This is a genomic window from Desulfovibrio desulfuricans DSM 642, from assembly GCF_000420465.1.
GTDB lineage: Bacteria > Desulfobacterota > Desulfovibrionia > Desulfovibrionales > Desulfovibrionaceae > Desulfovibrio > Desulfovibrio desulfuricans.
The window spans coordinates 774,483-800,347 of the sequence record NZ_ATUZ01000011.1; the positions used below are offsets into that span (position 1 = coordinate 774,483).

21 protein-coding genes and 1 other RNA gene are annotated in these 25,865 nt (G+C 57.8%); 6 read left to right on the plus strand and 16 right to left on the minus strand.

All coding sequences use genetic code 11. The annotated features are described in order from the left end of the window. The first annotated feature begins 4 nt into the window (after nt 1-4). From G449_RS0105285 to G449_RS0105295, 3 genes are all read left to right on the plus strand, one after another. Nucleotides 5-1,345 (plus strand): hypothetical protein, encoded by a 1,341-nt coding sequence (locus tag G449_RS0105285; RefSeq protein ID WP_022658270.1) that lies wholly within the window; start codon nt 5-7, stop codon nt 1,343-1,345. Between the two features lie 263 nt (nt 1,346-1,608). Next, nucleotides 1,609-3,099, plus strand: coding sequence for a sensor histidine kinase (locus G449_RS0105290; RefSeq protein ID WP_081640476.1), 1,491 nt, complete (start codon nt 1,609-1,611; stop codon nt 3,097-3,099). A gap of 8 nt (nt 3,100-3,107) precedes the next feature. Further along, nucleotides 3,108-4,487, plus strand: coding sequence for a sigma-54-dependent transcriptional regulator (locus G449_RS0105295; protein WP_022658272.1), 1,380 nt, complete (start codon nt 3,108-3,110; stop codon nt 4,485-4,487). A 589-nt stretch (nt 4,488-5,076) separates the two neighbouring features. Here G449_RS0105295 and G449_RS0105300 read toward each other — a convergent pair. Then, nucleotides 5,077-6,333, minus strand: coding sequence for an NAD(P)-dependent malic enzyme (locus G449_RS0105300; RefSeq protein ID WP_022658273.1), 1,257 nt, complete (start codon nt 6,331-6,333; stop codon nt 5,077-5,079). Between the two features lie 326 nt (nt 6,334-6,659). On the opposite strand from G449_RS0105300, the gene G449_RS0105305 reads away from it, so the two are divergent. Then, nucleotides 6,660-7,448 (plus strand): FCD domain-containing protein, encoded by a 789-nt coding sequence (locus tag G449_RS0105305; RefSeq protein WP_022658274.1) that lies wholly within the window; start codon nt 6,660-6,662, stop codon nt 7,446-7,448. A 139-nt stretch (nt 7,449-7,587) separates the two neighbouring features. On the opposite strand, the gene ffs is transcribed toward G449_RS0105305, so the two are convergent. The 9 genes from ffs to tolQ form a co-directional block, all read right to left on the minus strand. Then, nucleotides 7,588-7,673, minus strand: an RNA gene (gene ffs, locus G449_RS18075) — signal recognition particle sRNA small type. A gap of 32 nt (nt 7,674-7,705) precedes the next feature. Then, complete coding sequence (locus tag G449_RS0105310) at nt 7,706-8,539, minus strand: amidohydrolase family protein (protein ID WP_022658275.1); 834 nt, start codon at nt 8,537-8,539, stop codon at nt 7,706-7,708. Between the two features lie 9 nt (nt 8,540-8,548). Further along, the gene (locus tag G449_RS0105315) at nt 8,549-9,517 is read right to left on the minus strand and encodes a D-2-hydroxyacid dehydrogenase (RefSeq protein ID WP_022658276.1); all 969 of its coding nucleotides are present in this window, start codon (nt 9,515-9,517) and stop codon (nt 8,549-8,551) included. 346 nt (nt 9,518-9,863) lie between these two features. Beyond that, entirely contained in the window at nt 9,864-10,331 is a 468-nt protein-coding gene (gene pal, locus G449_RS0105320) for a peptidoglycan-associated lipoprotein Pal (RefSeq protein WP_022658277.1), read from the minus strand. Between the two features lie 231 nt (nt 10,332-10,562). After that, nucleotides 10,563-11,876, minus strand: a complete 1,314-nt coding sequence (locus G449_RS0105325; RefSeq protein WP_022658278.1) for a PD40 domain-containing protein — start codon at nt 11,874-11,876, stop codon at nt 10,563-10,565. A gap of 32 nt (nt 11,877-11,908) precedes the next feature. After that, nucleotides 11,909-13,153 carry a TonB family protein gene (locus G449_RS0105330; protein WP_022658279.1) on the minus strand — a complete coding sequence of 415 codons (1,245 nt, stop codon included), beginning with the start codon at nt 13,151-13,153 and terminating at the stop codon, nt 11,909-11,911. A 49-nt stretch (nt 13,154-13,202) separates the two neighbouring features. Then, on the minus strand, nt 13,203-14,174 hold the full coding sequence (gene tolA / locus G449_RS0105335; protein WP_022658280.1) for a cell envelope integrity protein TolA: 972 nt from the start codon (nt 14,172-14,174) through the stop codon (nt 13,203-13,205). A gap of 9 nt (nt 14,175-14,183) precedes the next feature. Beyond that, the gene (locus tag G449_RS0105340) at nt 14,184-14,636 is read right to left on the minus strand and encodes an ExbD/TolR family protein (protein WP_022658281.1); all 453 of its coding nucleotides are present in this window, start codon (nt 14,634-14,636) and stop codon (nt 14,184-14,186) included. 1 nt (nt 14,637) lies between these two features. Continuing rightward, nucleotides 14,638-15,333: a protein TolQ gene (gene tolQ, locus G449_RS0105345; RefSeq protein ID WP_022658282.1), complete on the minus strand. Its 696-nt coding sequence runs from the start codon at nt 15,331-15,333 to the stop codon at nt 14,638-14,640. A gap of 553 nt (nt 15,334-15,886) precedes the next feature. On the opposite strand from tolQ, the gene G449_RS16100 reads away from it, so the two are divergent. Beyond that, nucleotides 15,887-17,320, plus strand: coding sequence for a TolC family protein (locus G449_RS16100; RefSeq protein WP_022658283.1), 1,434 nt, complete (start codon nt 15,887-15,889; stop codon nt 17,318-17,320). Nucleotides 17,321-17,363: 43 nt separating this feature from the next. Next, nucleotides 17,364-19,022 (plus strand): ribonuclease J, encoded by a 1,659-nt coding sequence (locus G449_RS0105355; protein WP_022658284.1) that lies wholly within the window; start codon nt 17,364-17,366, stop codon nt 19,020-19,022. Between the two features lie 308 nt (nt 19,023-19,330). Here G449_RS0105355 and G449_RS0105360 read toward each other — a convergent pair whose 3' ends face one another. The 6 genes from G449_RS0105360 to pdxR form a co-directional block, all read right to left on the minus strand. Next, nucleotides 19,331-20,035 (minus strand): ABC transporter ATP-binding protein, encoded by a 705-nt coding sequence (locus G449_RS0105360; protein ID WP_022658285.1) that lies wholly within the window; start codon nt 20,033-20,035, stop codon nt 19,331-19,333. After that, nucleotides 20,028-20,813 (minus strand): ABC transporter ATP-binding protein, encoded by a 786-nt coding sequence (locus G449_RS0105365; protein WP_022658286.1) that lies wholly within the window; start codon nt 20,811-20,813, stop codon nt 20,028-20,030. Before G449_RS0105365 ends, G449_RS0105360 begins: the two co-directional genes overlap by 8 nt. Next, nucleotides 20,813-22,033, minus strand: a complete 1,221-nt coding sequence (locus tag G449_RS0105370) for an ABC transporter permease subunit (RefSeq protein ID WP_022658287.1) — start codon at nt 22,031-22,033, stop codon at nt 20,813-20,815. Before G449_RS0105370 ends, G449_RS0105365 begins: the two co-directional genes overlap by 1 nt. Before the next feature lie 2 nt (nt 22,034-22,035). Further along, the gene (locus G449_RS0105375) at nt 22,036-22,944 is read right to left on the minus strand and encodes an ABC transporter permease subunit (RefSeq protein ID WP_022658288.1); all 909 of its coding nucleotides are present in this window, start codon (nt 22,942-22,944) and stop codon (nt 22,036-22,038) included. A 120-nt stretch (nt 22,945-23,064) separates the two neighbouring features. Then, nucleotides 23,065-24,195 carry a branched-chain amino acid ABC transporter substrate-binding protein gene (locus G449_RS0105380; protein WP_022658289.1) on the minus strand — a complete coding sequence of 377 codons (1,131 nt, stop codon included), beginning with the start codon at nt 24,193-24,195 and terminating at the stop codon, nt 23,065-23,067. Nucleotides 24,196-24,375: 180 nt separating this feature from the next. Continuing rightward, nucleotides 24,376-25,797 (minus strand): MocR-like pyridoxine biosynthesis transcription factor PdxR, encoded by a 1,422-nt coding sequence (pdxR, locus tag G449_RS0105390; RefSeq protein ID WP_022658291.1) that lies wholly within the window; start codon nt 25,795-25,797, stop codon nt 24,376-24,378. Between the last annotated feature and the right edge of the window lie 68 nt (nt 25,798-25,865).

Here is a 25,865-nt window from a genome sequence, read left to right on the forward strand (position 1 = left end):
ATCCATGCCTCATTTGCTCGAATGGTCGAGAGCGTATGCTCATCGCCTTGACGCTGACTCTGCTGCGGCCCTGAAGGCGCGCTCGCCAGAGGTGGCCCAGAGGCTTCAGCGCGAGCTGGCATCCGGCGAGCTGCCCTTTATTTCCATGCCCTTCCGCGCCAAGCTGGAAGTGGAAATGGCCCCGCTGATTCCCCGCATCAAGGCCTACAAGCATATGCTGGTGCTGGGCATCGGCGGCTCTGCCCTTGGGGCGCGGGCCATGCAGCAGGCCTTTGCGCCGGGGCAGGACGGCCCCGCTCATCGTGGCCCGTGGCTATGGATTGCGGACAATGTCTGTGCGGAGCGCTTTGAAGCCCTGCTCGGCAAGCTCAATCCCGCGGAAACCGTGGTAGTGTGCATTAGCAAGTCTGGCGGCACCATTGAGACCATCTCCCAGTATTTTCTTGTGCGCGACTGGCTGAAGGCCAGCGTGGGCGAGGGCTGGCAGGATCAGATGATCGTTGTCACCGACGAACGCAAGGGCTACCTGCGCGAAGAAGCCAACCGTTATGGGCTGACCGCCCTTGAAGTGCCGGATTACCTTGGTGGCCGCTATTCGGCGCTCTCTGCTGTGGGCCTTTTGCCTGCGGCCTTTCTGGGCATAGATTGGCAGGCCCTGCTGGACGGCGCAGCCGATGTTGCCCGCCCCCTGCTGCAACACCCGGATCAGGTGGCCGAACATCCTTCGTTTGCCCTGGCCTGCTGGGCCAAGGCTCTGGAAGATAAGGGCTACAGCCAGTTGATATTTTTCAGCTACATCCCGCAGTGGGCCGCCTATGGCGACTGGTTTGCCCAGCTTTGGGCCGAAAGTCTGGGCAAGGACGGGCAGGGCAGCCAGCCTGTGCCCGCCACCGGGGTGACGGATCAGCATTCCATCAACCAGATGTTTTTGAGCGGCCCCCGGAACAAGGGGTGCATTTTCCTGACCAGCCGTGATCAGGCGCAGGGGCCCAATTTCGGCATGGATGTGCCGGATCAGTGGGCATGGCTGCGGGCCAAACCCTTTGGCAGCCTGCTTGAAGCCGAGGCCCTGGGAACCCGCATGGCCCTGTGCCAGAGCGGCGTGCCCCTGCTGCATGTGGAAATGCACAATAACGGCCCCCGCGCCGCCGGTTCGCTCATGCTGCTGCTTGAGGCGGCCACCCTGTTTACGGGCTGGCTCATGGGCATCAATCCGCTGGATCAACCCGCAGTGGAGCTGGGCAAACGCCTTGCCAACGCGCGGCTTGGAGCTGGCGGCTATGCGCAGGAAGAAGCCGATCTGGCGGAATACCTTGCCGTACCCAGAATGGAACAGAAGTTTTAAGCAAGTGAAAGGCGCGGGGCCGTTGCCAAGGGCAAAAAGACGGTATCCCGCGCTGGTTGCAACCCTTTGCCTGTGTGCCGAAATGTGCTTCAGGAATGGCGGTGGCCGTCAGACGGCGGCTTTCGGATATGCCTGGGGTTTTTATAACCTGTCGCGTAGCGGCGGCTTTGCGGCGGGGCGTAGCGGTCGTTTTCCCTGCGCCCCGGCGGTGCTGGCAGAAGTGCCGCGCCGCCCGGAGCCGCCGCGCGCGCAAAGGCATTGTCATGTTCAGAAAAAAGCAGCGTAACGAAGCCTGCATCCGCCAGTGCGAGGATGCCTGCGCCCAGGCCGTAGACACGGATAGCGCCTTGCCAAGTTACGCCCGCACATTATCCTGGCTCTCGCTGGTGGTCATTTTGCTGACCAGCCTGGGGCTTTCTTTCTTCATTTCCAACTCTGCGCGCGAGACCCTGCTCACACGGCAGGAGAACTTTGCCCAGCAGCTTGTGGAAAATCTCAACAGCCAGATATTCCGCCGGTTCGCCTTGCCCACCTTGCTGGGCTACGGGCGTATCGCCCTGCGGCAGCCAGAACAATATGACAGGCTGGATCAGGTGGTGAAGTCCGTGATTCACGGCTTGCCGGTCGAACGGCTGCGTATCTATGATTTTTCGCGTCTGGTGGCGTATTCCACCAAGAAGGAAGATCTGGGCCGCGCCGGTTTATCCCCGCCATATCTGGACGACATTCTGCAAGGCGGCGCGCCGAGGTCGGAAATCATCTCGACCATGCCGGGCTGGCAGGCTCCCTTTCGTGTGCCGTTGCAGGAAGGCTCGTTTGTGCTGCGCATTCTCTATCCCCTGCGCGGCGAACCCCTGCACCCGGGGGAGGAAGCGCCCATCATGGGCGCGCTGGAGCTTACGCAGGATATTACGGGCGACTATGAGCAGGTGCTCACGTTTCAGGGTATCATCGTTGTCATGTGTCTGCTTTCGTCTGTGGTCATGTTTGGCCTGCTGCTCATGCTGATCCACAGGTCGGAGCGGGTACTGGCGGCGCGCATGTACAAGAACCGGCTTCTTGAAAACCAGTTGCACAGTAATGAACGGCTGGTGAGCATGGGCAGGGTGGTGGCCAGTATCGCGCACGAGATTCGTAATCCGCTGGGTATCATCCGCTCCAGCGCCGAGCTGCTGCAACGCCGTACCGACAAGGCCGACGCCAGCACTCGCCGTATTCTTGGGGCGATTTATGACGAGGCTGTTCGCCTTTCGCAGACGGTCAACGACTTTCTGGACTACGCCCGTCCCCGCCAGCCCAAGCAGGACGTTGTGGACGTGAATGTGGTGCTGGATCAGGTTCTGGCCTTTCTTGAAGGCGAGATGGGGCGCTGCGGCGTGGCGCTTGAGCGGCAGTGCGAGAGTGGGCTTTTTACACCCGGCGACAAGGATTTGCTGTACCGGGCTTTTTACAATATCCTTGTAAACGGTCAGCAGGCGATGGATGGGCCGGGCATTGTGCACATAAATGGGCGCATTGACGACAACGGTCACATTTGCATTGAATTTCTTGATTCTGGCCCCGGTTTTGACCCCGCTACGCTACCCAACCTGCTGGATCCCTTTTTTACTACCAAGGACGGCGGCACAGGGCTTGGTTTGCCCATTGTGCAGTCGATCATCTCAAGCCACGGCGGTGTCATCAAGCTTGAAAACGGCCCCGAGGGCGGGGCGCTGGTAAGGGTTCTGCTGCCCAGAGCCCAAACTGGCGCATAGGATACATAATGAGCGAAAAAGCGCATCTTCTCATCATCGACGACGAAAAAAACTATCTGCTGGTGTTGCAAACCCTGCTTGAAGACGAGGGCTATGTCGTCACGGCCATCAGCGACCCTGAAACCGCACTGGCATTTCTGGACGAAAGTGAAGTGGACGTTATTGTGACCGACATGAAAATGCCCAAGGTCACAGGGCGCGAAGTGCTTGAGCGTGTTAAGAAGAACTGGCCGTACATTCCTGTGCTTATCATGACGGCCTTCGGCTCCATTGAAAGCGCCGTTGAGGTCATGCGCTACGGCGCATTTGACTACATCACCAAGCCTTTTTCCAATGACGAACTGCTGCTTTCCATCCACAATGCCGCGGAACTTTCGCGAGCGCACCGCCAGTACCGGTTGTTGCAGGAAGTTATGGAAGACCGCTACGGCGTCCACAAAATTGTGGGCCGCAGCAGGGCCATACGGGACGTTTTGCTGATGGTTGAGCGCGCTGCGCCCAGCCGCTCTACTGTGCTCATTACCGGTGAATCCGGCACGGGCAAGGAGTTGGTGGCCCGCGCCATCCACTATACCAGCCCCCGCAAGGACAAGCCCTTTGTGTCGGTGAACTGTATGGCCCTGAACCCCGGAGTGCTTGAGAGCGAGCTTTTCGGGCATGAAAAGGGATCATTCACCGGTGCTGTCGCCATGCGGCGCGGGCGCTTTGAACAGGCGGACAGCGGAACTCTGTTCCTTGATGAAATTGCGGAACTCACGCCTGACCTTCAGGTCAAGCTGCTGCGCGTCCTGCAGGAGCGGCGTTTTGAACGCGTGGGCGGCGGCGAGGAAATTGAGGTGGACATTCGCGTGGTGGCGGCCACCAACAAGGATCTTGCCGCGCTGGTGGAGAAGGGGGCATTCCGCGACGACCTCTACTACCGCCTTAACGTTGTGCAGGTTCCCCTGCCGCCCCTGCGCGAACGCAGGGAAGACATCCCGCTGCTTGTGGCGCACTTTGTGGAAAAGGTCTGCACAGACAATTCCATGTCGCCCAAAACCTTCAGCACTCAAGCGCTGAACTACCTCACGGGCTACGAGTGGCCGGGCAACATCCGCCAGCTTGAAAACGTTGTGGAAAGCTGCCTTGTGCTGGTGCCGGGCAATGTCATTGACGTGGATAATCTGCCCGCCGAGATCCGCGACGAAGAATCGCAGTTCAAAAGTGCGGTGGACCTGCTGCCCGTACAACTCGATCTGGCGGATACGCTTGAAAAAATTGAGGCCGCGCTTATCCGTCGAGCCCTGGTGCGGGCGGAGCTTGTGCAGGTCAAGGCAGCAGAATATCTTGGAATTTCAAAAAGCCTGCTGCAATATAAGCTCAAAAAATATGGCATCACCGGCCATTAATTAGTTTTTGGGGCAGGGCAGGGGGCAAACCTTTTTGCCTGTATTGCTTCAGGATTTACAGCTAACACATTGCTGGCGCAATTATTCTGTCTGTGTTCCAGCCCCTACATCGGTATAAATAAATCAAGGCGTCCTGGCTTCGGCTGTGGGCGCCTTGATTTTTTTCATTTCTAGCTGAGTAAAAATCTTTTTAAATACCGGGATGGTATGTTGGGCGAAATAGATAGAATATGCCAGACCAGTTGCAATTTTGCGTCAGGGGTCTTTACAGAAATGATATTTTTTTATAGGTTGAGCAACCAGTCAGCAGGCTGAAAGGTTTTGAAATGCAAAGGCTCACAGCAGGTAATTGCCCACAGGTATATTGCGTGGTATCACTTCTTAAAATGCTGTATTATCGACAGAACGAGTGATCAAACAGGGCGTTATTATTCCTGGGAGTTTTGTCCGTCAAGGTTAAAGCTGGCTCTGGTTAGTATTTGCGCGACGCTTGATTTTGACCCTGGTATGTACAGCTGGCAGAAAAAAGGGCCGCGCTGCATGCGCGACCCCCGAACGGTGATGACCAAAAAGCCAGCGACCAGAAGTTTTACCCCCGGCGCTTGGCGAGACGCTTTCTGAGGTTTTCTGCCACATCGGCAGGATTCATGTGGACGCGGGCAATGCCACTTTCCATAGCGGCCTTGGCTGTGGCAGCTGCCACCAGCGGAGCCACGTCCGGGTTCAGGGTCGAGGGAATGATCATGCCGGGGCTGAGCTCTTCAGGTTTGACGAGTTCGGCAAGGGCCTTGGCGGCGGCGATCTTCATGGCATCGTTGATGTCAGTGGCGCGCACGTCAATGGCACCCCGGAAGATGCCGGGGAAGGCCAGCACGTTGTTGATCTGGTTGGGGCAGTCGGAGCGGCCCGTTGCCACCACCTTTGCGCCGCCGTCAAAAGCGCGCTGCAGGGGCCAGATTTCGGGGATGGGGTTTGCCTGGGCAAAAACAATGGGATCCTTGGCCATGCTGCGGATCATGTCTTCGTTCAGGGAATTGGGCGCGGAAACGCCAATAAAGACATCAGCGCCCTTGATGGCCTCGGCCAGGCCGCCCTTGATCTTGTTGGGATTGGTGTGCTTGGCGATTTCATCCTTGTAGGGATTCATGCCTTCGGGGCGGCCTTGCCAGATAGCGCCCTTGGAATCGCACATGATGACGTTTTTGAGGCCCACGGCCATGAGCAGCTTGATGATGGCAATACCCGCAGCGCCAGCGCCGCTGGTGACAACGGTCACTTCATCGAGTTTTTTGCCAACAATTTTCAGGGCGTTCATAAGGCCGGCCAGGGTAACAACAGCTGTGCCGTGCTGGTCGTCATGGAAAATGGGGCCTTTGAAGATGCCGTTCTTTTTCAGGGTGTCTTCAATGACAAAGCACTCGGGGGCCTTGATGTCTTCAAGGTTTACGCCGCCAAAGGTCGGGGCCATCAGTTCAACCAGCTCCACGATCTTGCCGGTGTCCTTGGTGTCCACGCAGATGGGGAAGGCGTCCACATCGCCAAAGGTTTTGAAGAGCAGGGATTTGCCTTCCATAACGGGCATGGCTGCGGCCGCGCCGATGCTTCCAAGGCCCAACACGGCAGTGCCGTTGGAAACAACGCAGACAAAGTTGGAGTGGTTTGTATAAACATCAAGCATTGCGGGATCTTTATGAATTTCCATGCAAGGCTCGGCAACGCCGGGCGAGTAGGCCAGGGTGAGGTCGTCGTTATCGCGCACAGGGGCTTTGACCCGAACCTCTATTTTCCCCTGATATTCCTTGTGCATGGCCAGGGCTTCTTCCCGCAGGTTCTTGATACGTGACATCACTTGCTCCTTCATCTGTTTGTCTGCCGTGACAGTGTAAAAAATGCGCCTGTCGGCGCGGGGCAGCCTCAGTTGAACATGCTCGAAAAAAGTTTTTGGGCCAGCAACAATGTGGCATTGCGGGCAATTGCCGGAAGTAACCGGTCAGCCGCAGCATTTTGTGTCGGCCTTCTTGTATAAGTATACAGAAATTCATGGGGTAAGGAAATATCTTATGAAAATTTTGTAACGGTTTATGGGATTACTGCTTTTTTGACGCATACAAATTCTTGTTTTTTCAAAAAGATGCGGCGTACCGCAGACCTCAAGGAGAAACGAATTTCGCCATGAATACCGAAAATTCGAAAAATATGGATGCCGAGGCACAGGCCGGAAGAAAGCGCAACATCCAGCGCCCCAGAGTACACACCGAGGTGCTGAGCTGTCTGCTGGATGACATTCAGAGCGGCGTTTATCAGGTAGGGCAAAAGCTGCCTTCCGAGCGCGAATTGATGGACGAGTTCGGCGTGGGACGGCCTGCTGTGCGCGAGGCGCTTTCCGGTCTGGCGCGCATGGGCCTCATTGAGGTATCGCCCGGCATGCGCGCCCGCGTGTGCCGCCTGACGCTCAAGCCCCTGCTGCGCGAAATGAGGGCTACGCTGGAAATTTACTCCAGCTCGCCTGACGGCTGGCGTCAACTGCACGATCTGCGGCTCTTTTTTGAAACCGCCGTGGTGCGTCGCATGGCTCTTGAAATAACTGATGAACAGCTGACCCGCCTGGACGAGCAGCTGCAAAACCAGCGCAGGTTGCTGGATGCATCGGAAATACGCGCTTTTGCCGAAGCGGATATTGATTTCCACCGTTATCTTGTGGAGTGCATGGGCAACAATTTTCTCGGGCTGTTGGCCGAAGGCTTTGCCGGATGGCTGATCACGCCTTTGTACGCCTCCTTGCAGGTACGCAAGCAGAGCGAACGTTCATACCGCGCCCACGTTGGCGTGTACGAAGCGCTCAAAAAGCGTGATCCGGATCTGGCGGAAAAGGCCATGCGCGCTCACCTGGACGAAATGCGCGGCATTTATCAGGTGGATGTGATGGTTGATGAGGACGAGCCAGCGAAAGATCAGAATTAGCACGGCTTCTGCCCGTATATTGTAGCAGAACCGGAATTGCCGCTGCGTCCTCTTGGGGCGGCGGCAATTCCTTTTTGCGGGGGGCTGGCGCAAGTTCGCAAGGACGCAAAAAACCGCAACGGATTACCGTTGCGGTTTTTTGTGGGCCGGACACCCGGCAACGTCTGTTGCCGCTGCTTCCTTTCGGACCTGACGGGGTTGGCAGTGCTGCCGCCGTCCGGCTTGGCAAGACACTTACCCGCAAAGCGGGTCGGCTGTCAATGGCTGTGCTGGCATTTAGCCTGCTCCGGACTGTCGCATAGAAGGGACGTGGCGTTGCTCATGATGGTTTCCATCTCCGAATCCTTGAGGCTGGCAAGGCGTTGCAGGCGTTGGCGCTCTTCCACCGGGTCATACAGCGGCCAATCGGTGCCAAAGAGAATCCGCTCTCGCGGAAAAGCCCCAAGAAGTTTTTTGGCAAGCAGCGGGGTGGCAAAGGGCGTTGTGCTTGAGGTGTCAAACCAAAGGTTTTCAAACCTGTTGCCAGCAAGCGCCTCAAGCGCATGCGCCCACATGCGGTAACCGCCAAAATGCGCCGCAATCACCCTCATGCCGGGGAACTGGCGCAGAATGGCCGCCAGTTTGTAAGGGCAGGAGGGGTTTTGGGCGGGTGTTGTTCTGTCGCCGATGTGGATTTCAAACACAAAGTCTTTTTGCGCCTCTTCAAAAATGGGCAGAAGGCGAGGGTCGTCCAGCCAGAAGCTCTGAAAATCCGGGTGCAGCTTGATGCCCCGGATGCCGGCGGCCTTGATGCGCTTGAGCTCAGCCTCCCAGTTTTCATAGCCCGGGTGCACCGTACCAAAGGCGATGACCCTGTCTGCATGCTCCTTTTGCAAGGTGATGGCGTAGTTGTTTGCAGGAATAACCTGGGCCGGTGCTGTGGCTGCGCACAAAACCACGCATTTTTCCATCTCGGCCTTACGCTCGCGCTCCAGCAGGTGGGCGATGGTGCCATCGCCCGCGCAGTTGACGCTATAAAAATCATTCAGGTGATCCACTGCCTTGTGCGCTATCTTGGGATGAAAGGCGTGGGTGTGTATGTCGATGTACATGATTCGCGCTTATTTTACCCCATTCACCACATTGACGGGGGTTCCTGCCTGCCAGCGCCGGATGTTCTCCGCCATGAGGTCAATGATGTTTTGCCGCGCACGTGTGGTAGCCCAGGCAATGTGCGGCGTAATCAGCGTATTGGGCGCTGAAAACAGGGGATTGTCGTCCTGCGGAGGTTCCTGCGCAAGAACGTCAGTGCCAAGACCTCGCAGATGTCCGGATTTCAGGGCTTCTGCGGCGGCGGCTTCATCCACCAGCGGCCCGCGCGAGGTATTCAACAGGATAGCCCCCTTGCGCATGGACGATAGCGTTTTGGCATTGATGATATTGCGTGTTTCCTTGGTCAGCGGGCAGTGCAGGGAAACCACGTCTGATGCGCAAAGCAGGTGCTCAAGCGTGGCAAAGGCAAAGGGGCCGTAGGACGGCGGATCCTTGGGGGTGCGGCAGTAGGCGAGTACGCTCATGCCAAAAGCGTGGGCCAGTTCACCCATGCGGCGGCCTATGGAGCCAAAACCAATCAGGCCCATGGTCAGCCCTTCGAGGCACAGAGGCGGGATCTTCCAGTAGCACCAGCTTTTGGATTTGAGCCAGTCGCCGCTTTTGACGCTCTCGGAATGCAGGCTTGTATGGCGGCACAGCTCAAGCAAGAGCGCCATTGCATGCTGCGCCACATCGCTCACGCCGTAAGCAACAACGTTGCACACAGGAACATTGCGAGCGGCCAGCGCATCAACGTCTACAATATTATAGCCGGTGGCAAGAACGCCTACCATGCGGACATTGCTGTCCAGTTGCTCAAGATTTGCGCCAGTCAACGGGGTTTTGTTGACAAGCACCACGTCTGCCCCCTGGGTGCGCTCTGCAACCGCTTCGGTGGGAGTGGTTTCATAAATGGACACATCGCCAAGGGATGCGATCGGCCCCCAATCCACATCGCCGGGATTGAGCACAGCACCGTCAAGAATGGCTATTTTCATGCAGGTAACCTCTGTTGCCTGCACTCTATCCTGTGATGCCGCTACCCGCAAGTTCCCGGCGCAAAGTCATATATCCGTAACATTTGGGCGTATTTCTTGTTCCGGTGACAGTTAGTTGCGGCGGTAAATTTGCGCTGTTGTGTTCATCAAAGGCGGCAATGGTTTGCGCGATAGCTCTGTGCAGTGTGAAGCAAGGGTGCGAAGTCTACGCAGGCAGTGCGCACATCATGTGCTGGTGCAGATGTGGCCGCAAGGTTATGTCTGAAAAATACTTTGCTGGTCGTACACATGGCAAAAAAAGAGCCGCCCCAAGGGGCGGCTCTTTCAGTACTGGTCTTAAAAAAGACTAGTGGGCGATCACGCGGAAGTCATCGCGGCGGTTCTTGGACCACGAAGCTTCGTTGTTACCCTGCACGGCGGGGTTTTCCTTGCCGTAGCTGATCATTTCCAGCTGGCTGGGGTTCACGCCAAGCGTAACCATGTATTCATAGGAAGCGCGGGCGCGACGTTCGCCGAGGGCGAGGTTGTATTCCTGGGTGCCGCGTTCGTCGCAGTTGCCTTCGATGCGCACGCGGATAGAGGAGTACTTCTTCAGCAGATCGGCCTTGGTCTTCAGCATTTCTTTGTATTCGGGCTTGATGTCGAATTTGTCGAAAGCGAAGTAGACGCGGGCGTCAGTGATCTGCTGGATGGCCGCACGCATTTCGGGGGTCAGGCCATCGTCATAGCCGGGTTCGCTGGTGGTTTTCTTTGCGCAACCGAAACCGGCGGCAAGGGCCATAACCAGAGCGAGAATAAGAGCATAGCGTTTCATTGTGTGTCCTCCTGAACAGCTCATTCTCCAAAAAAATTGATACCTTTCCTTTCTGCACACGCGAGGCCGTTTCGTCCTCGCATAACAGATGGTATCTGGCCCGCAATTTTTGTCAAGGCGTGGAAGGGGGTTTCGACGCACTTTCGTAAAATATTTTTTACCCATTTCGTCCCGTGAGGGCCGTAAAATCGAGTAAAAATGCGGGTAAGAGGCCTATCTGTTAATTTCTAGCTATTTTTGCTGACCGGGCATGCCCCAGCGCGGGAAGTAGACGGAACCACCACCGGTGGGCACCTGCTTCGCATCACCGCCGTGACGGGTGGTCAGGTAGATACCGTGACCGCTGCGCGTGGACGAGAACGCAATAAAGTAACTGTCGGCGCAGAAAGCGGGCTGTTCATCGCTGCCGGGGCCGAAAGTAACCTGACGCTCCATGCCGGTAAGCATATCTTGCACAAAAATACGGTGACCATAATCGGTCATGCGGCTGTACACCACCAGGGTTCCGTCAGGCGACAGATTGGCCTCAGTGTTGTACGTGCCGTTTTTGCTCACGCGTGTGACCGATCCGCTGCTCAGATCTTTGAGGAAAATCTGCGGGCCACCCAGGCGCGAAGAGGTAAATGCCATCTTGGTGCCCGTGCTGTCAAATGTGGGCGAAACGTTGATGGAGTCGTTCTGCTCAAGCACTCGTTCTTTCTGGAAAACGTGGTTCAGCTGGAAGATGACAGGGAACTTGCCGTTGGAAAGCGCCACGGCAACCTTGTTGTCGGGCATAAAGGCAGGGCCGATAACCACGTTACCAGGAAAGCGGATGCGCTGCACTTTGCCGCTGGAGCGATCCCATACGCCGAGGGCATGGGATTTTTCGTCAATGTGGGTAAAGACCACAAAGCGACCATCAGGCGACCATGCGGGCGACATGGACTCGCCGGGCATGTTGGTGATCTGCCGCAGGTCGCGCCCGGTGGGCTTGACCAGCCACACGTTGGCGCTCATCTTGCCCGTCTTTTTTACAAAGGCAAGCGTGGAGCGGAAGAAGGCGCCATTGCCAGTAAGGGCTTCAAGCAGGTCGGCGCAGAATCGGTCGGCGACTTCGGGCAGGTCTTTGGAAGTAACCTTGGGATACTCCTTGCCGAAAAGCCGCCCGCCAGTGTTGGTTTCAAATGCGCGGATCTGCACGGGGCGGGTGCCGCTGTCGCCCTCGGGCCAGTAGGTCGTTACCACAATGTCCGACCCGGCAAGCTGGAAGCGCTTGAAATCGAGGGACGGCGGCTCATACCCGGGCAGAACAACGCCGCCAAGCACTGCTCTGGGATCGGTAAGGCGCATAAAGGGCAAAAAGCTCAGGTTTTCCTGCACGATTTTTTGCAGGTTGGTGCCCATGCTGTTCGCTTCAACAGAGGGGCCCTTGATGGGGGCCGCCAGGGCAAGGTTAACAATGTTTTGCCCCGGACCGTAAATGTCCACGCGCATGGCGGCCTGCGCCCCGCTTCCGAGAGCCAGCCAGAACCCCAGGGTCAGGAGAAGAAGCTGTTTTTTCATGGCGTCAGTATTCCTTGTTCAAGCAGCACGCCTCAGCGGCGCACCAGTGTAAGGGTGATGTCCAGCGTTCCCCCAAGTTCGGCGGGAGGAGGGGGCAAGCTGCCTGCTCGGCGTATGCCTCGCTGCACATATTTGTCAAGAAGCTTGTCGCCCGTGGGCGATATTACCTTGAAATCTGTGATTTCTCCCTGAGGGGAAATCGTAAGCCTCAGGCGTGTCTGGTATTCACCCGGCTCTGTTTCGGCAGGGATCAGGATGGCGTCGCGTATCTGCCGCGTCGCATCACGTCGATATTTTACACGATCAACGCCGGATGCGCCAGATGTAGTTGTGCCAGATGCGGTCGCGCCAGACGCTGGAATTCCCGAGGCGGCTACTGTAGCGCGACCAGAGGGGGTGTCGGCTGAATCTGTTTTTGCCGGGGGCTGTGCTTTAGCCTGAGTCTGAGCCTGTGTACTGGCCTGAGCCTGTGCCGAAGCGGCCGCTGATGCGGCCTCCATGTCCGGATCGCCATAGGTGGGCAGATTGTCCACCTGTCGGGCTGGCTTTTCTGTTGCCGCTGGGGTGGCCTGTTCTGCTGCCGTGGGGCTGCTCCTGCCAATAAGCTGCGTGGCCGGTGTGTTATCAGCCTGAGTCGTGGCCGGAGCCTTTGCGCCCTTCTTTTTGCTTTCAGTATTCGCCTTGGGGGCAGGCGCCGGGGCCACTGGCGCGGGCCTTACTTCCGGAGCGCCCTTGCCGCTGGCCTTGGCAATGGCCTCGGCTCTTTCACGGGCGCGGTCTTCTGCGGCTTCGGCTCTTGTGTCGCCAAGCGCGGCTTCGGCCTTGTTTCTGGCCTTGACCTCGGCCCGCAGCGCTTCTTCCGAACTCAGTGGTTCCGGCTTGGGCTTGCCCTTGGGGGTGCCGTTCCAGAATGTCAGGTGCACGTCCATGGGCGCGCCGTAAGGCGGTGTTCCAAAAGAACCAATTTGCCGCACCGCGCCGCATACCGAACTGTCAAAAGCTTCCAATCCCGAGGATTTGACGGGCTTGCAGTCTTCAACCTGCCCACGCCCGTTAACCGTGACCTTGAGGCGCACCCTGAAATCGCTTTTAAGCGCCGGGGGCGGGGCCCATATTTCAATAATTTTGTCCAGCATGTTTCCGGCATAGCTGCTTTGATCAGCACTGGCGGCAGAAGCGGCAAAAGCCCCGACCGCCGTGACGTAAAAAAACGTCACGGCGATGAGGCTTGAGCATATGCAAAGACTGCTGAGGTGCGTGCGCGGTTGGGAAGGCATATATCCTCCTGAATGCGCGCGTTACCAATTGCGCGTTTAGGTGGCCGCCTTAGCGGCCCATGAGTTCATCAAGCGTAAACACCAGGTCAAGGTCACCGTAATCCGCAGAAGGCGGGGGCGGGAACTGGCCGCTATTGGCAGTGCGTACAATGGCGCTCGCTGCGGATGCGTCAAACTGCGCATTGCCCGAACTGTGCGTTACTACGGGATTCTGCAACAGCTTGCCCTGGGCGTCTACCTTGACGTTGATGATGCAGCGCAGGTTCAGGCGGCTGGCCGAGGTAAAGCCCCAGTTGGGCCGTACTGCCAGCATGACCTGCCCCATGTACACATCGCCAAGGCCACCGCCGCCGGGGCCGGTGCCTTCGCCGCCGCCGCCGCCCCTGTTGCCGCCTGCGCGGCGCTGGGCCTGGGCGAGAGCCTGCTCCACGGCATTGCCCCTGTCGCCGGAATCTGCCCGCGAGGTGGCTTTGCGCGCCTGTTGCAAGGCCGCTGCCACAGGGTCAACGTTGGACTTGGCGTCCTTGGATTCCTTGGCGTCCTTCTTGGCGTCCGCCTTGGGAGGCTCCGGCTTTTTCTGATCCTTTGGAGCTTCCTTATGCGGTTCTTCCTTGGGCTTGGGCTTGTCTTCCTTTTTCTGCGCGATGGGTTTCGCTTCTTCCTTGGGTTCCGGCTTGGGCTGCGGTTTGGGCTCGGGCTTGGGCTCGGGCTTTTTCACAGCCGCTGTATCCTGCTTGGGCTGCGGCGGAACAGGTTTGGGCTCTTTAACTTCAACGCGCTCGGGCGCGGCCACTTCCGCCTTGGGGGCGGGCGGCGTAGGCGCAAGGGGGCCATCGCCGGGCTGCCCCATATGCCCGAGTATGGGCGAGGGGGTACGGTTGCCGCCTGTGGCACCCTCAACCAGACTGATCATGACCGGAGGCGTGTCCAGCTTGATGGGCGGGCTGCTGGGCCAGAACCATATCAGCAAAAATATGGCCGCGTGCAGGCAGAATGAAAGAACGTATGAGGCCAGGCGCATAGAGCAATCCTATTTTCGGGCGCGTGCGGGCTTGCCGCCCTTGGGCGAGGCATCATCTGGCTGTTCGGCGATAACGCCGAGCTTTTCGATGCCCACGGCCTTGATGTGACCCATGACTTCCACAACGGTGCCGTAAGGCACTGCCTTGTCGGCCTGCAGAAAGAGCGTCTTGTTCTTTTCCTTGACCAGACGCTGCAAATACCCCTCAAGGTCTTCCATGGTGTCCACGGGGTACTCGTCAAGGTACATCTTGCCGTCATTTCGCACGGTCAACACCATGTGGTCGGCCTCGGTAGAAAGCACTTCTACCTGCTTGGTCTGCGGCAGATCCACGTCCAGCCCCTGACTCATCATAGGGGTAGCCACCATGAAGATGATCAGCAGCACCAACATGACGTCCACAAAGGGCGTGACGTTGATGTCCGAAACAAATTTGTTGCCGCCGCCAACACTAGCGCCCATGCTACATCTCCGTTGCGCCCGTGCGCTGCACGGGGCGGTGGGCGTTGATTTCGCGCTGGACTCGGTTGAGGAACACGCCGGCAAAATTCACCAGCAGCGTATCAACCTGCGAAAGCTTGCCCATGAAGATATTGAAGCCGATGGTGGCCGGAACAGCCACCGCCAGGCCGATGGCCGTAGCAACCAGAGCTTCCGAAATACCGGGGGCAACGGTGGCCAGGGAGGCCGACTTGAGCATGCCGATGGAGTGGAAGGAGCTCATGATGCCCCAGACCGTGCCAAACAGGCCGATAAAGGGGGCCGTGTTGGCGCAGGTGGCCAGAATAGACAGCGAGCTTTGCAGCCGGGCCAGTTCCGTGCCCACACCCTGACGCAGCGCGCGGCGAACGTTGTCGACCACCACTTCACTGCTGTTGCCAAGTTCTTTGGAACGGTTGAATTCAAGAACGCCCTGATGGGCGATGTAGTACAGCGGGGAAGTTGGGTCGGAACCCAAGGACTGCACGGCTTCGCGCAGATTGGCCGCCTTCTCGAACTTTTCCGTGCCGCTGAGAGCTTTTTTGTTAGCTGCGCTCAAGCCGATGAATTTCTGGATCATCAGCCCCCAGCTCGCAATGGACATCATGACCAGAAACGCCAGCACCGCCTTGGCCACCAGGCTTGCCTGGGCGATCATCGAAAAAAAACTGAATTCCATGAGGTTCTCCATATCTGCGCAACAACTGTGGTCTGTTTCAGTGCGCCGCAAAAAATGCCAGCACGGCAGACGCAAAGATGCGCCAACCGTCACGGCGGAGCTGCGGAATCCCGCAAGGACTCTGCTGCGCAGCATGCTACGACTGGGGTAAACTTTCAAGAAATTTTTTAGAATCACCTTGCGGCTCCTCGCGGACAAGGAATTTCGAGTTTCACTGCTGGCTTGCCTGGCAGGGTTTGAAATACATGCTGCAATTTATGAAAAATTTAATTTTACACGTAAATCTGTTTGTTGTTGAAATTGGTCATATTTTATGTATATTAGAGCACAAGAGTTACGCTTTATGGTCCTTTCTTCAATAAACAGTACATGTGAAAATAGTTGTTATTCAGCGCGCACTGAACAAAAGTACCTTTTAAAGAATGTCTGTTTAGCCGTTTTGCGTAAAATTATCTTTTTCCATGAAGTGTTGCCAATGCCGTCTTCTGCGGTGTATGTAATCCGGGTCGAAGTAATTTTTAAAAGGTAGCGGAGCCATTCCGTCTGTAACTATATGAAACGCTTTCCTGAACTGGGCCTCGTGTTTCTTGTTGTTGGTGCGCTTGCCGGCCCTGTGGGCAGCAATGCAGCGTTTGCCGATTCTTCTGTTGCCGCGCGTCCCTCGGGCAGCGCCGCCGTGCCCGTTTTTAGCGGAAGAACCTTGCCTTCGGGCAAAGACAATGCTTTGCCTTCCGGGGCAGTTTCCATGCCCGATGCTGTGGATCGCGCTTTGCGGCATAATCCGAGCCTGGGTTCGCAAGAGGCGCAGGGGCAGTCTTCTGAAGAGGCGCGCAAATCTGCGCGCGGGGCTTTTGGGCCCAAGCTTGGTACAACGTATTCCGCCTCCAAGCAGGAAAGAAAAACGTCGCCCGCCTTGCCCAGCAGTAGCAGACCAGCGGAAAAAGGCACATATACCTGGGCCGTGGAAATTTCTCAGCCAGTGTTTCAGGGGTTTCAGCTTCTGGCCAATTATCAGAAGGCAGCCCTTCAGGCTGACAGCGATAAAGCCTCGGTGCGCAATGCCGAACTGTCCATGACAGAAAGTGTTCAGACCCAGTTTCTGAATTATCTGCGGTACGAAGAAAGCGTGCGCAGCCAGCGTGATGCACTTGCCCGTTTGCAGGATCAGTTGCGCATCACCACTGCCTTTTTTGGTGTGGGCCTTCGCCCCCGGCTGGATGTGCTCCAGGCAGAAGTGGATGTGCGACAGGCCGAGAATACCTTGATTCAGGTCGAAAACAGCCGCGACACCAGCCTTGCCAAGCTGAATACCTTGCTGGGGCTGCCCGCCACGGCCAAGATCAAGTTTACCGGCAAGCTTGCCCATGTGCCCTTTACCCGTTCGCTGGAGCAGTGCCTTGAAGCGGCCTACCGCCAGCGGCCCGATCTTTACATGGCGGCGCGCTCGGTGGAAATCGCGGGCAAATCGCAGCAGGCCGTGCAGAGCGGCTATTATCCGCAGGTGGAAGCCTATTACAATGTTTCGCAGAGCGGCAATTCGCTTGATCTGCAGGAAAAGGGCGACCGGGGTTCACGCAGCTCCGTATGGGAAGTGGGCGCCCGAGCCACCTGGGACGTTTTTCAGTGGGGAACCACGTATTATGCCGACAAAGAGGCAGGCTGGCTGGTCACAAAGATGCGCTATGCCGAAGAAGACCTGAAACTCAGCGTTGGCTACGACATCAAGTCGAAACTGCTTGCCGTGCAGGAAGCCGCCAAACGGATAACCGTGGCGGAAAAGGGCGTGGAGCAGTCTACTGAGGCATACAATGTGGCATTGGCCCGTTATCAGGAGCAGGTGGGCACCAACTTTGACGTGCTGGACGCTTCGTCCAAGCTCACCACCGCTCAGGCGACGTTAACAGGAGCAAAAGCCGATTATCTGACCGCTCTGGCGCAATTATATGTGGCCATGGGCGAATTTCACCCTGATCTTATGCGGCGTTGAGCGACGGCACGACCTTAGCCGCGCCGCCCAAAAGTGATTACGAATGAATGAACCTTATTTGAACATTACCCCCCTCGGGGGGCTGGGAGAGATCGGCCTCAACTGTCAGCTGTGGGAAACCTCCGGCGGCGTTGTGATGGTTGATTGCGGCCTCATGTTTCCTGACGACGCCCACCTTGGTGTGGACGTTGTTATCCCGCACTTTGGCGCTGTCAGCGGCATCAAGGACAAGCTGCTCGGCATTGTGCTGACGCACGGGCATGAGGATCACATTGGCGCACTGCCCTGGATCGTGCCTGAAATCAAGGGAACCCGTATCTATGGCTCACGCTTTACCCTGGCGCTTGTGGAACACAAGCTCAGGGAGCGGGAAATTCTGGATTGGGTGGAGCTGTGCCCTGTCGATATCAACACCGTGCTGCCTCTGGGCGACCTGACCTTTCATTTTTTCCCCGTCTGTCACTCCATTCCCGAAGGCTTTGGTCTGGGCATAGAAACGCCCGTAGGCCGGGTGGTGCACAGCGGCGATTTCAAGATTGACCCGCATCCCCTTGACAGCACAGGCACCGACCTGAATCTTTTCCGCAATTTTGCCGGGCCGGACGGCGCACGGCTGCTGCTTTCGGATTCCACCAACATCGTGCGCGAGGGGCGTTCCCTCACGGAGCGCGAGGTCAAGGATTCGCTGGATAAAATATTCGCCACGGCCGAAGGGCGCATCGTCATTACGCTCTTTTCCAGCCATATTCAGCGTATTCAGGAAGTTTTTGATCTGGCGCGCGAGCATGGGCGCACGGTGGTCATCAGCGGCAAATCGCTGGCGAACAATATTGAAATGGCGCGAGATCTTGGCATTGCCAAGCTGCCGCCTTCGTTTTTCAACGCGCACAACGGCGTACCCGACCTGCCGGACGACCAGATCGTGCTGGTGGTGACAGGCGCGCAGGGCGAACCGCTCTCCGCCTTGTCGCGCATGGTGCTTGGCGGCCACAGACAGCTGGAGATCCGCAAGGGCGATACCGTGGTCATGAGTTCGCGTATGATCCCCGGCAATGCCAAGGCCATCTCCCGGCTGATCAACGAAATGTACCGCATCGGCGCAGAAGTGCTTTATGAAAGTGTTCACGCCATCCATGCCTCGGGGCACGGCCAGCGCGAAGAACTGCGCGATATGCTTGAGGCTGTGCGCCCCACGCTGTTTGTGCCTGTGCACGGCGAATACCAGCATCTGGTCAAGCATGGCCGCCTTGCTGTTGAATGCGGCGTGGAGCAGGACAACGTCATCCTGCTGGAAGACGGGCTGCCCCTTACCCTGCTCAAAGACTCCTTCCGCCTGGAACAGCGCGTTCCGGTCGAGTGTACGCTCGTGGACGGCAAGGGCGTGGGCGATGTGGGCTACGCCGTGCTCAAGGAGCGCCGTATCCTGGGCGATGAAGGCATGGTCATTGTGGTGCTGGTGGTTGATTCAGAAACCGGCAGCATACTGCACGGGCCGGAAATGATCTCCAAAGGCTTTGTGTTCGAGCAGCACTACAGCCACTTGCTGGAAGACGCCAAGTGCCTGGTGCTGGATGAGATTGAAGCGGCCCGCCCCGGTCAGCTTGGACGCTTGCAGGAAGGCATTCGTTCTTCGCTGCGGCGTTTCTTCCGCCGTGTGCTGGAGCGTGACCCCGTGGTCGTGCCCGTCATCAGCGAAGTCTAGGGCAAAGCTACAGATAACAATCCAGATTATTGCGGGGCTGAGGGGTAATCCTTCTTCCCTAATAGCTTCAGTACCGCTCAAAAGCCGCTGCCGACTGCCTGTCGGTGGCGGCTTTGCTTTTGAGGGAAAGATGGGCAGGCGGAGTAGGCACGTGTCCTGTGCTGCGGCTCGGGAATACACGCGGCAGAAGCATGCACGCTTCAGTTTGGCTCCGCACATAAAACGCGGTGCGTTTGCCAGGCAAACGCACCGCGTTACTATCGATTGCAGCAAGGGTACTGGTTTCGCGCCGCTATGGGGACAGCGGTCTACATGCCCAGATAGGCTGTGCGCACTTCTTCGCTGGTGAGCAGGTTGGCGGCTGTGTCGTGCATGACTATGCGGCCATTTTCCATAACATAGCCGTGGTTGGCGATGCGCAGGGCCTGGTTGGCGTTCTGCTCCACCAGAAAGACCGTGGTGCCGTTGGAATTGACCTTCTGGATGATGGAAAAGATCTGCTGAATGATGATGGGGGCGAGGCCAAGGGATGGTTCGTCCAGCAGCAGAAGCTTGGGACGGCCCATGAGAGCCCGGCTGATGGCAAGCATCTGCTGCTCGCCGCCGGAAAGGGTGCCGCCAGCCTGCTTGCGGCGCTCGGACAAAATGGGAAAAAGGCTGAACACATAGTCCAGATCGTCCTTCACGCCTGCCGGATCACGACGCAAAAATGCGCCGAGGTCGAGATTTTCGCTGACGCTCAGATCGGGGAAAATCAGGCGGCCTTCCGGTACCTGCGAAATACCCAAGGTCACAATTTCGTGCGGGGGCAACTGGTGAATGGGCTTGCCGTACCAGAGTATCTCGCCTTTTCTGGGGCGGTTGATGCCGCAGATAGTCATAAGCGTGGTGGATTTGCCCGCGCCGTTGGCCCCGATCAGGGTGACAATTTCGCCTTCCTCAATATTCAGCGAAATATCGCGCAGGGCCTGAATGTTGCCGTAATAGGTGTCTACGTTACGCAGCTCAAGCATCGCTTTCTCCCAGATAAGCCTTGATGACGCGGGGGTTGGTGCGGATTTCAGCGGGGGTGCCTGTGGCGATGCAGGAGCCGTATTCCATGACGTAGATGCGGTCGGAAAGCGACATGACCATGCCCATATCGTGCTCGATAAGCAGGATGGAGAGCTGCTGGTTGTCGCGGATGGAGCAGACCAGCTCCTTGAGTTCGTTGGTTTCCTGGGGGTTCATGCCCGCTGCAGGTTCGTCCAGCAGCAGCATGCGCGGCTCGGTCGCCATTGCGCGGGCGATTTCAAGCCGCCGCTGTGCGCCGTAGGGCAGGTTGTTGGCCGTTTCGTTCCAGAAATCCTGAAGCTTCACCAGTTCCAGAAGTTCATAGCTGCGGTCGATGCAGTCCTGCTCTTCACGGCGGGTGCGGCCATCGCGCACGATCGCGCCAAAAATGCCCGCCTTGGTGCGGCAGTGGCGGCCAATCATCACGTTTTCAAGCACGGTCATTTCGCTGAAAAGGCGGATGTTCTGGAACGTGCGGGCCATGCCCATCGCCGTGATGAGGTGGGGCTTTTTGCCGTTGAGCAACTGCTTGTCGCCCGAGGCGTCGTGCAGAAACATCTGCCCCTCTGTGGGGGTGTAGATGCCGGTCACGCAGTTGAAAAACGTGGTCTTGCCTGCGCCATTGGGGCCGATAAGGGCAACGATCTCGCCGCTGTTCACGGTGAGCGAAAGCTCGTTAAGCGCGCGGAGACCGCCAAAATCCTGAGAAAGATCCTTTACTTCCAGTACCGGTTTCATCAGCGGCCTCCTTCAGCACCGTGCAGGTTGCTGATGCGGTAGCGGCGTCGTTCGCCGCTGATGAGGCCCTGTGGCCGGAAGAGCATCATAATCACCATGATCGCTCCGAAAAGCAGCATGCGGTAGTCAGAGAAAGCCCGCAGATATTCCGGGGCAAGAATGAGAATCAGCGCTGCAATGACCACGCCCGCAATGGAACCCATGCCGCCCAGCACCACCATTGAAAGAATCATGGCTGATTCCATGAAGGTAAAGCTGGAGGGATTGATATAGGTGGTCTTGGCGGCAAAGATTACCCCGGCAAAGCCAGCCCAGCAGGAGCCGAGCGCAAAGGCCGAAAGTTTTACCCGCGTGATGTCCACGCCCATGGCCTCGCAGGCTATTTCGTCTTCCCGCAGGGCTTGCAGGGCCAGCCCCACGCGCGAATTCTTGAGCCGGGTGATAACCACAATGGTAACCACAACTGCGGCCAGCACCAGATAGTAGATGTAGGTGGTGGACGCGGTGATGTCCATGCTCATACCAAAAAAACCGGGGCGCGGAATGTCGCTAACGCCGCGTGGGCCGCCGGTGACGGTGTTCCAGTTTTGCAGGGTGAGGCGCACAATTTCGCCAAAGCCCAGGGTCACAATGGCGAGGTAGTCGCCACGCAGCCGCAGCACGGGAAAGCCCAGGCCAAGGCCGAAAAGCACGGTGAGGAAACCGCCGATGGGCAGGCAGGTCCAGAAGCCGAGGCCGAAATACTGGTTCAGCAGGCCGTACGTATACGCGCCAATGGCGTAAAAAGCCACGTAGCCAAGCACAAGCTGGCCCGCCAGACCCACAACGATGTTCAGGCCCAGCGCCAGCATGACGTACAGCAGGGCGGAGATCATGATGTTGGTCTGATAGAAGGAACTGACCAGAGGCATGCCGATGAGCACAACGGCAAGCACGGCAAGCCCACCAAGGCGGAGGCCAGCGCTGTTTCTGAATGATTCAATAATCTCTGCCAGATTGAAGCACTTGGGCAGGGTGATGATCTTGGCGCCAGCAGCTTTACGGCTGAAGCACCAGTCCCAGATAAGTGCAAGCACAAAAATGCCTGCGCCAAGAGCCAATATGCGGTCAAAACGCCAAACAACGGTTTTTGCCGCCACGTTCAGCTTGATGCCCAGCACCGGCAGGGTGAGCAACATGAACCACAGGGCTGCGATGGCGGCTTTAAGTATGCGCTGCATGGCTACACCTTCTGCACTGTGGCTTTGCCCAAGATTCCGTCGGGCCTGAAAATGAGAATGAGGATAAGAATGCCGAAGGCCAGCATGTCTTCGTAGTTGCCGGAAAAATAGCCCGTGGTGAAGCTTTCGGCCAGGCCAAGCACAAGCCCGCCCACCATTGCGCCGGGGATGGAGCCGATGCCGCCGAGCACTGCGGCGGTAAAGGCTTTAAGTCCAGCCAGAAAACCGATGCCAAAGTTGACCTGCCCCATGTGCGAGGCGATAAGCACGCCGCCAAGGGCCGCCAGGGCGGAACCGATGATGAACGTGAGGGAGATGATGCGGTCGGCATTGATGCCGAGCAAAAGGGCCATCTTGCGGTTTTGGGCCGTGGCGCGCATGGCTTTGCCCATGCGGGTGTAGCGGATGAAAAGCGAGAGCGAAACCATGGCAAAGGTGCTGACCATCAGGATGAGAAAGTCGCTGGCACCCATGACGTAGTCGATGTGCTCAAGAAAATCCATTTCCGGCAGCAGGTTGGGAAAGGGCACAAAGTCGGATGTCTGCGCAAGCAGCACATAGTTTTGCAAAAAGATGGACATACCGATGGCAGAGATAAGCGGCGACAGGCGCGGTGCGCCCCGCAGGGGCTTGTAGGCGACCTTTTCCAGCGTATAGCCGTAGGCGGAACACCAGACTATGGCCGCAAGAGCCGCCACAATAAGAATGCCGCCAGCAGGGAAGCCATAGACGCCAAGCGCGCCAGCTATTAGCAGGGCCGTGAAAGAGCCCAGCATATACACTTCGCCATGGGCAAAATTGATGAGCCCGATAATGCCGTAAACCAGCGTGTAGCCGAGGGCGATCAGCGCATAAATGCTGCCCCGGGTTAAACCGCCGAAAAAGAGCTCTATAAAAAATTGAATGTCCATGCAAACTCGCGCGCGGTACGGGGGGTGTCCCTGTTCGTTCCGCCTGTCCCGTTAATGCCGTCAGCTTCCGGCGATGCGTGAAAAGCCGGGGCGCGGCCATGGCCGCGCCCCGGTAGACGTTTAGTCCAGGGTAATGCTGTGATTAAGCTCTACGAACTTGCCATCTTTGATCTGGTAGATGGAAAGGCCCATACCGGCGGCATCGCCGGTCTTGCTGAAGGTCAGCTTGCCCAGCGGGGTTTCCACCGGGGTGGTGCGCAGTGCTTCCACAATCTTGGCGGCATCGGTGGAGCCAGCCTTGGCAATGGCGTTCACCAGAGCCTGGGTGGCGGCGTAGCCGTTGTAGTAGAAGGAGCCGGGATCGCTGCCGAACATCTTCACGTGGCCTTCATGGGCATGTTTGTAGGCGGGCAGGTTACTGGTGTCCTTGGGATAGGAGGCGTACACGCCTTCGGCGTCCTTGCCAGCCATCTTGATGAAGGCGTCGTCCTTGAGGCCGTCGGGGCCGATCATGGCGGTGGTTACGCGGTCGCGGCGCATCTGCTGCAGCAGCTTGGAAGCAGTGGGCTGGTAGCCGCCGAACACGAGGATGTCGGGCTGGGCGCGGCGCAGCTTGCGCACAACGGCGGAGAAGTCCACAGCATCAGGGGTAACGGCTTCGTACAGAACGGTTTCCACGCCAGCCTTTTCAAGGGTTTCGCGGTTGTTGTCCACAAAGCCCTTGCCGTAGTCGCCATTGTCGTGCAGGTAGGCGACCTTCTTGGCCTTGAGGCCGTTCAGGATGAAGTCGCTGGTCAACTTGGCCTGGGCCTTGTCGTTGGCGATGGTGCGGAAGAAATAGGGGTTGGTGCCGCTTTCAGTAAGGCTGGGGGTCGTGGCAGAAGGCGACATGGAGACGATCTTGGCCTCGGTGTACAGCGGCAGGGTAGCCTTGGTAGCGCCGGAGCAGATGTGGCCCATGACCACGTTCACCTTTTCGGAAATAAGCTTGGTGGCCGCGTTGGTGGCCAGCTCGGGCTTGCACTGGTCATCCTGGGCGATCAGTTCAATCTGACGGCCAAGCACGCCGCCGTTGGCGTTCACTTCGGCAATCACAACCTTGGCGGCGTTCAGGCTGGGAACGCCGTAGGAGGCCAGGTCGCCGGAGTGCGCGCCGGCAACGCCGATTTTAATGGGATCCGCAGCCATTGCGGGCGCGGCAATTGCCACGCAGAATGCCATTGCAGCAAGCCAAGTCATACCTTTTTTCATCTCCGCCCTCCGCGAGAAAAGATGTGCGCACAAATGATGCGCCGCTTGTGGATGAAGGCTTTTCTATTGCCTCATTGCGGGCATCCTGTCAATGCGCGCACGGCGCGGCGATTGAAAGGCCGCAGGGCGGCAAACCGCCGAATGCCTTGCAAAAAAAGATATTCCATTAAAACTGTCTGCTCATTGCGCAAGGGCCTCTTTCAGGGCCTGCACCCCACGCTCCATGGACTGCTCCGACAGGTGAGCATAGCCCAGTATCAGTTCGTGCGCGTGCGCGCCGTTGCGGCACAGCGAATGGTGCTCCACCGGCACGGCCCGAACGCCCTGCGCGCGCATGGCCGCGAGCACTTTGTCTGAAAAAAGGATTCCTGGAAATCCCGCCACCAGATGCAGCCCGGCAGCCTGTCCGCTGGCTGTGAAGCAGTCGCCAAAGTACCGCCGCAGACATTCCAGCAGGAAGAGCCTTTTGCCTTTATACAGCTTGCACATTCTCCAGATATGCCGTTCAAGCCCCCCGCTGGAGATAAAGGCGGCCAGCGTGCGCTGCGAAAGCGCATCGGTGTGCACATCCGTGTACTGCTTTTCTTCGGCCCAGGGGCGCACCATGTCCGGTGGTATCACGGCAAAGCCCAGGCGCAGGGCTGGAGCCAGAATCTTGCTGAACGAACCAATATATATGCCCCTGTCGGGCGCAAGCTCGCGCAGGGCGCTGACGGGCGTTCCCTCAAAACGGAATTCGCCATCATAGTCGTCCTCCACCACCATGCAGTCGCGCTGTCGGGCAAAGTCCACCAGCGCCTGTCGCCGCTGCGCGGAAAGGATGCCCCCGGTAGGATACTGGTGCGAAGGAGTCACATAGACAAAGGCGCATCGTTGGGTGGTCTGCTCCGAGAGGTTTTGCAGGCGGCTGACGTCCATGCCTTGCGCGTCTGCAGTTATGCCTTCAATGGCGTACCCGGCGCGCGATATCACCTCCACCAGCCCCCGGTGCACGGGATCTTCCACAATTGCCAGGGCATTCGGGCGGTTGAGCAGGCGCGCCACAAGCCTGAGCCCCTGGGTTGCGCCTGTTGTGATCATTACCTGCTCCGGTGCGGCGCGCAGGCCCCGCATGCGCAGCAGCCATCCGGCAATGGCCTCCTGCAATTCGGCAACCCCTTGAGGCCTGCAATAGCGCAGAGCCGAGGCGGGTAAAGTATCGCACACCTGCCGATACAGCCGGCCCCATTCCGCCGCAGGAAAGTGCTCCAGCGCCGGGATGCCGGACTGAAAGTTCACAAGTCCCGGCGGGTCGGCGCGGGAATCATCGTGCGCATGCTCATCTGTCGTAGATTTTTGTCCGCACACTTGCGGCTGGGGCCGGATACCTTGCGCCACATGCGTTCCCGAGCCGCGCTGCGATTCAAGATAGCCTTCGGCCAGCAACTGGTCGTAGGCTTCAATAACAGTGCTGCGGGCCACATGCAGTTCTTTGCCCAGTTGCCGGGTAGAAGGCAGACGGTCGCCTGCTGCCAGATGACCGCGTAAAATCAGTTCCCTGATCTGCGCGCTGATCTGGCGGTTCAGCGAAAGCGGGCTGTCTGCATCAAGACTGATCCACATGGCGCACCTATAATTGGTATGATAAAAAATGCCAAAAAGTGGCGCTTATCAAAACCACTTTAGCTACG

Excerpts from the sequence above, each read along its gene's own strand:
- G449_RS0105340 (WP_022658281.1), bottom strand. The coding sequence starts at position 14,636 with ATGGGCGCTAGTGTTGGCGGCGGCAACAAATTTGTTTCGGACATCAAC.
- G449_RS0105295 (WP_022658272.1), top strand. The coding sequence starts at position 3,108 with ATGAGCGAAAAAGCGCATCTTCTCATCATCGACGACGAAAAAAACTAT.
- G449_RS0105285 (WP_022658270.1), top strand. The coding sequence starts at position 5 with ATGCCTCATTTGCTCGAATGGTCGAGAGCGTATGCTCATCGCCTTGAC.
- G449_RS0105300 (WP_022658273.1), bottom strand. The coding sequence starts at position 6,333 with ATGTCACGTATCAAGAACCTGCGGGAAGAAGCCCTGGCCATGCACAAG.
- G449_RS0105375 (WP_022658288.1), bottom strand. The coding sequence starts at position 22,944 with ATGGACATTCAATTTTTTATAGAGCTCTTTTTCGGCGGTTTAACCCGG.
- G449_RS0105380 (WP_022658289.1), bottom strand. The coding sequence starts at position 24,195 with ATGAAAAAAGGTATGACTTGGCTTGCTGCAATGGCATTCTGCGTGGCA.
- G449_RS0105330 (WP_022658279.1), bottom strand. The coding sequence starts at position 13,153 with ATGCCTTCCCAACCGCGCACGCACCTCAGCAGTCTTTGCATATGCTCA.
- G449_RS16100 (WP_022658283.1), top strand. The coding sequence starts at position 15,887 with ATGAAACGCTTTCCTGAACTGGGCCTCGTGTTTCTTGTTGTTGGTGCG.
- G449_RS0105310 (WP_022658275.1), bottom strand. The coding sequence starts at position 8,539 with ATGTACATCGACATACACACCCACGCCTTTCATCCCAAGATAGCGCAC.
- G449_RS0105370 (WP_022658287.1), bottom strand. The coding sequence starts at position 22,033 with ATGCAGCGCATACTTAAAGCCGCCATCGCAGCCCTGTGGTTCATGTTG.
- G449_RS0105325 (WP_022658278.1), bottom strand. The coding sequence starts at position 11,876 with ATGAAAAAACAGCTTCTTCTCCTGACCCTGGGGTTCTGGCTGGCTCTC.
- G449_RS0105315 (WP_022658276.1), bottom strand. The coding sequence starts at position 9,517 with ATGAAAATAGCCATTCTTGACGGTGCTGTGCTCAATCCCGGCGATGTG.
- G449_RS0105290 (WP_081640476.1), top strand. The coding sequence starts at position 1,609 with ATGTTCAGAAAAAAGCAGCGTAACGAAGCCTGCATCCGCCAGTGCGAG.
- tolA (WP_022658280.1), bottom strand. The coding sequence starts at position 14,174 with ATGCGCCTGGCCTCATACGTTCTTTCATTCTGCCTGCACGCGGCCATA.
- pdxR (WP_022658291.1), bottom strand. The coding sequence starts at position 25,797 with ATGTGGATCAGTCTTGATGCAGACAGCCCGCTTTCGCTGAACCGCCAG.
- G449_RS0105355 (WP_022658284.1), top strand. The coding sequence starts at position 17,364 with ATGAATGAACCTTATTTGAACATTACCCCCCTCGGGGGGCTGGGAGAG.
- G449_RS0105360 (WP_022658285.1), bottom strand. The coding sequence starts at position 20,035 with ATGCTTGAGCTGCGTAACGTAGACACCTATTACGGCAACATTCAGGCC.
- G449_RS0105305 (WP_022658274.1), top strand. The coding sequence starts at position 6,660 with ATGAATACCGAAAATTCGAAAAATATGGATGCCGAGGCACAGGCCGGA.
- tolQ (WP_022658282.1), bottom strand. The coding sequence starts at position 15,333 with ATGGAATTCAGTTTTTTTTCGATGATCGCCCAGGCAAGCCTGGTGGCC.
- pal (WP_022658277.1), bottom strand. The coding sequence starts at position 10,331 with ATGAAACGCTATGCTCTTATTCTCGCTCTGGTTATGGCCCTTGCCGCC.
- G449_RS0105365 (WP_022658286.1), bottom strand. The coding sequence starts at position 20,813 with ATGAAACCGGTACTGGAAGTAAAGGATCTTTCTCAGGATTTTGGCGGT.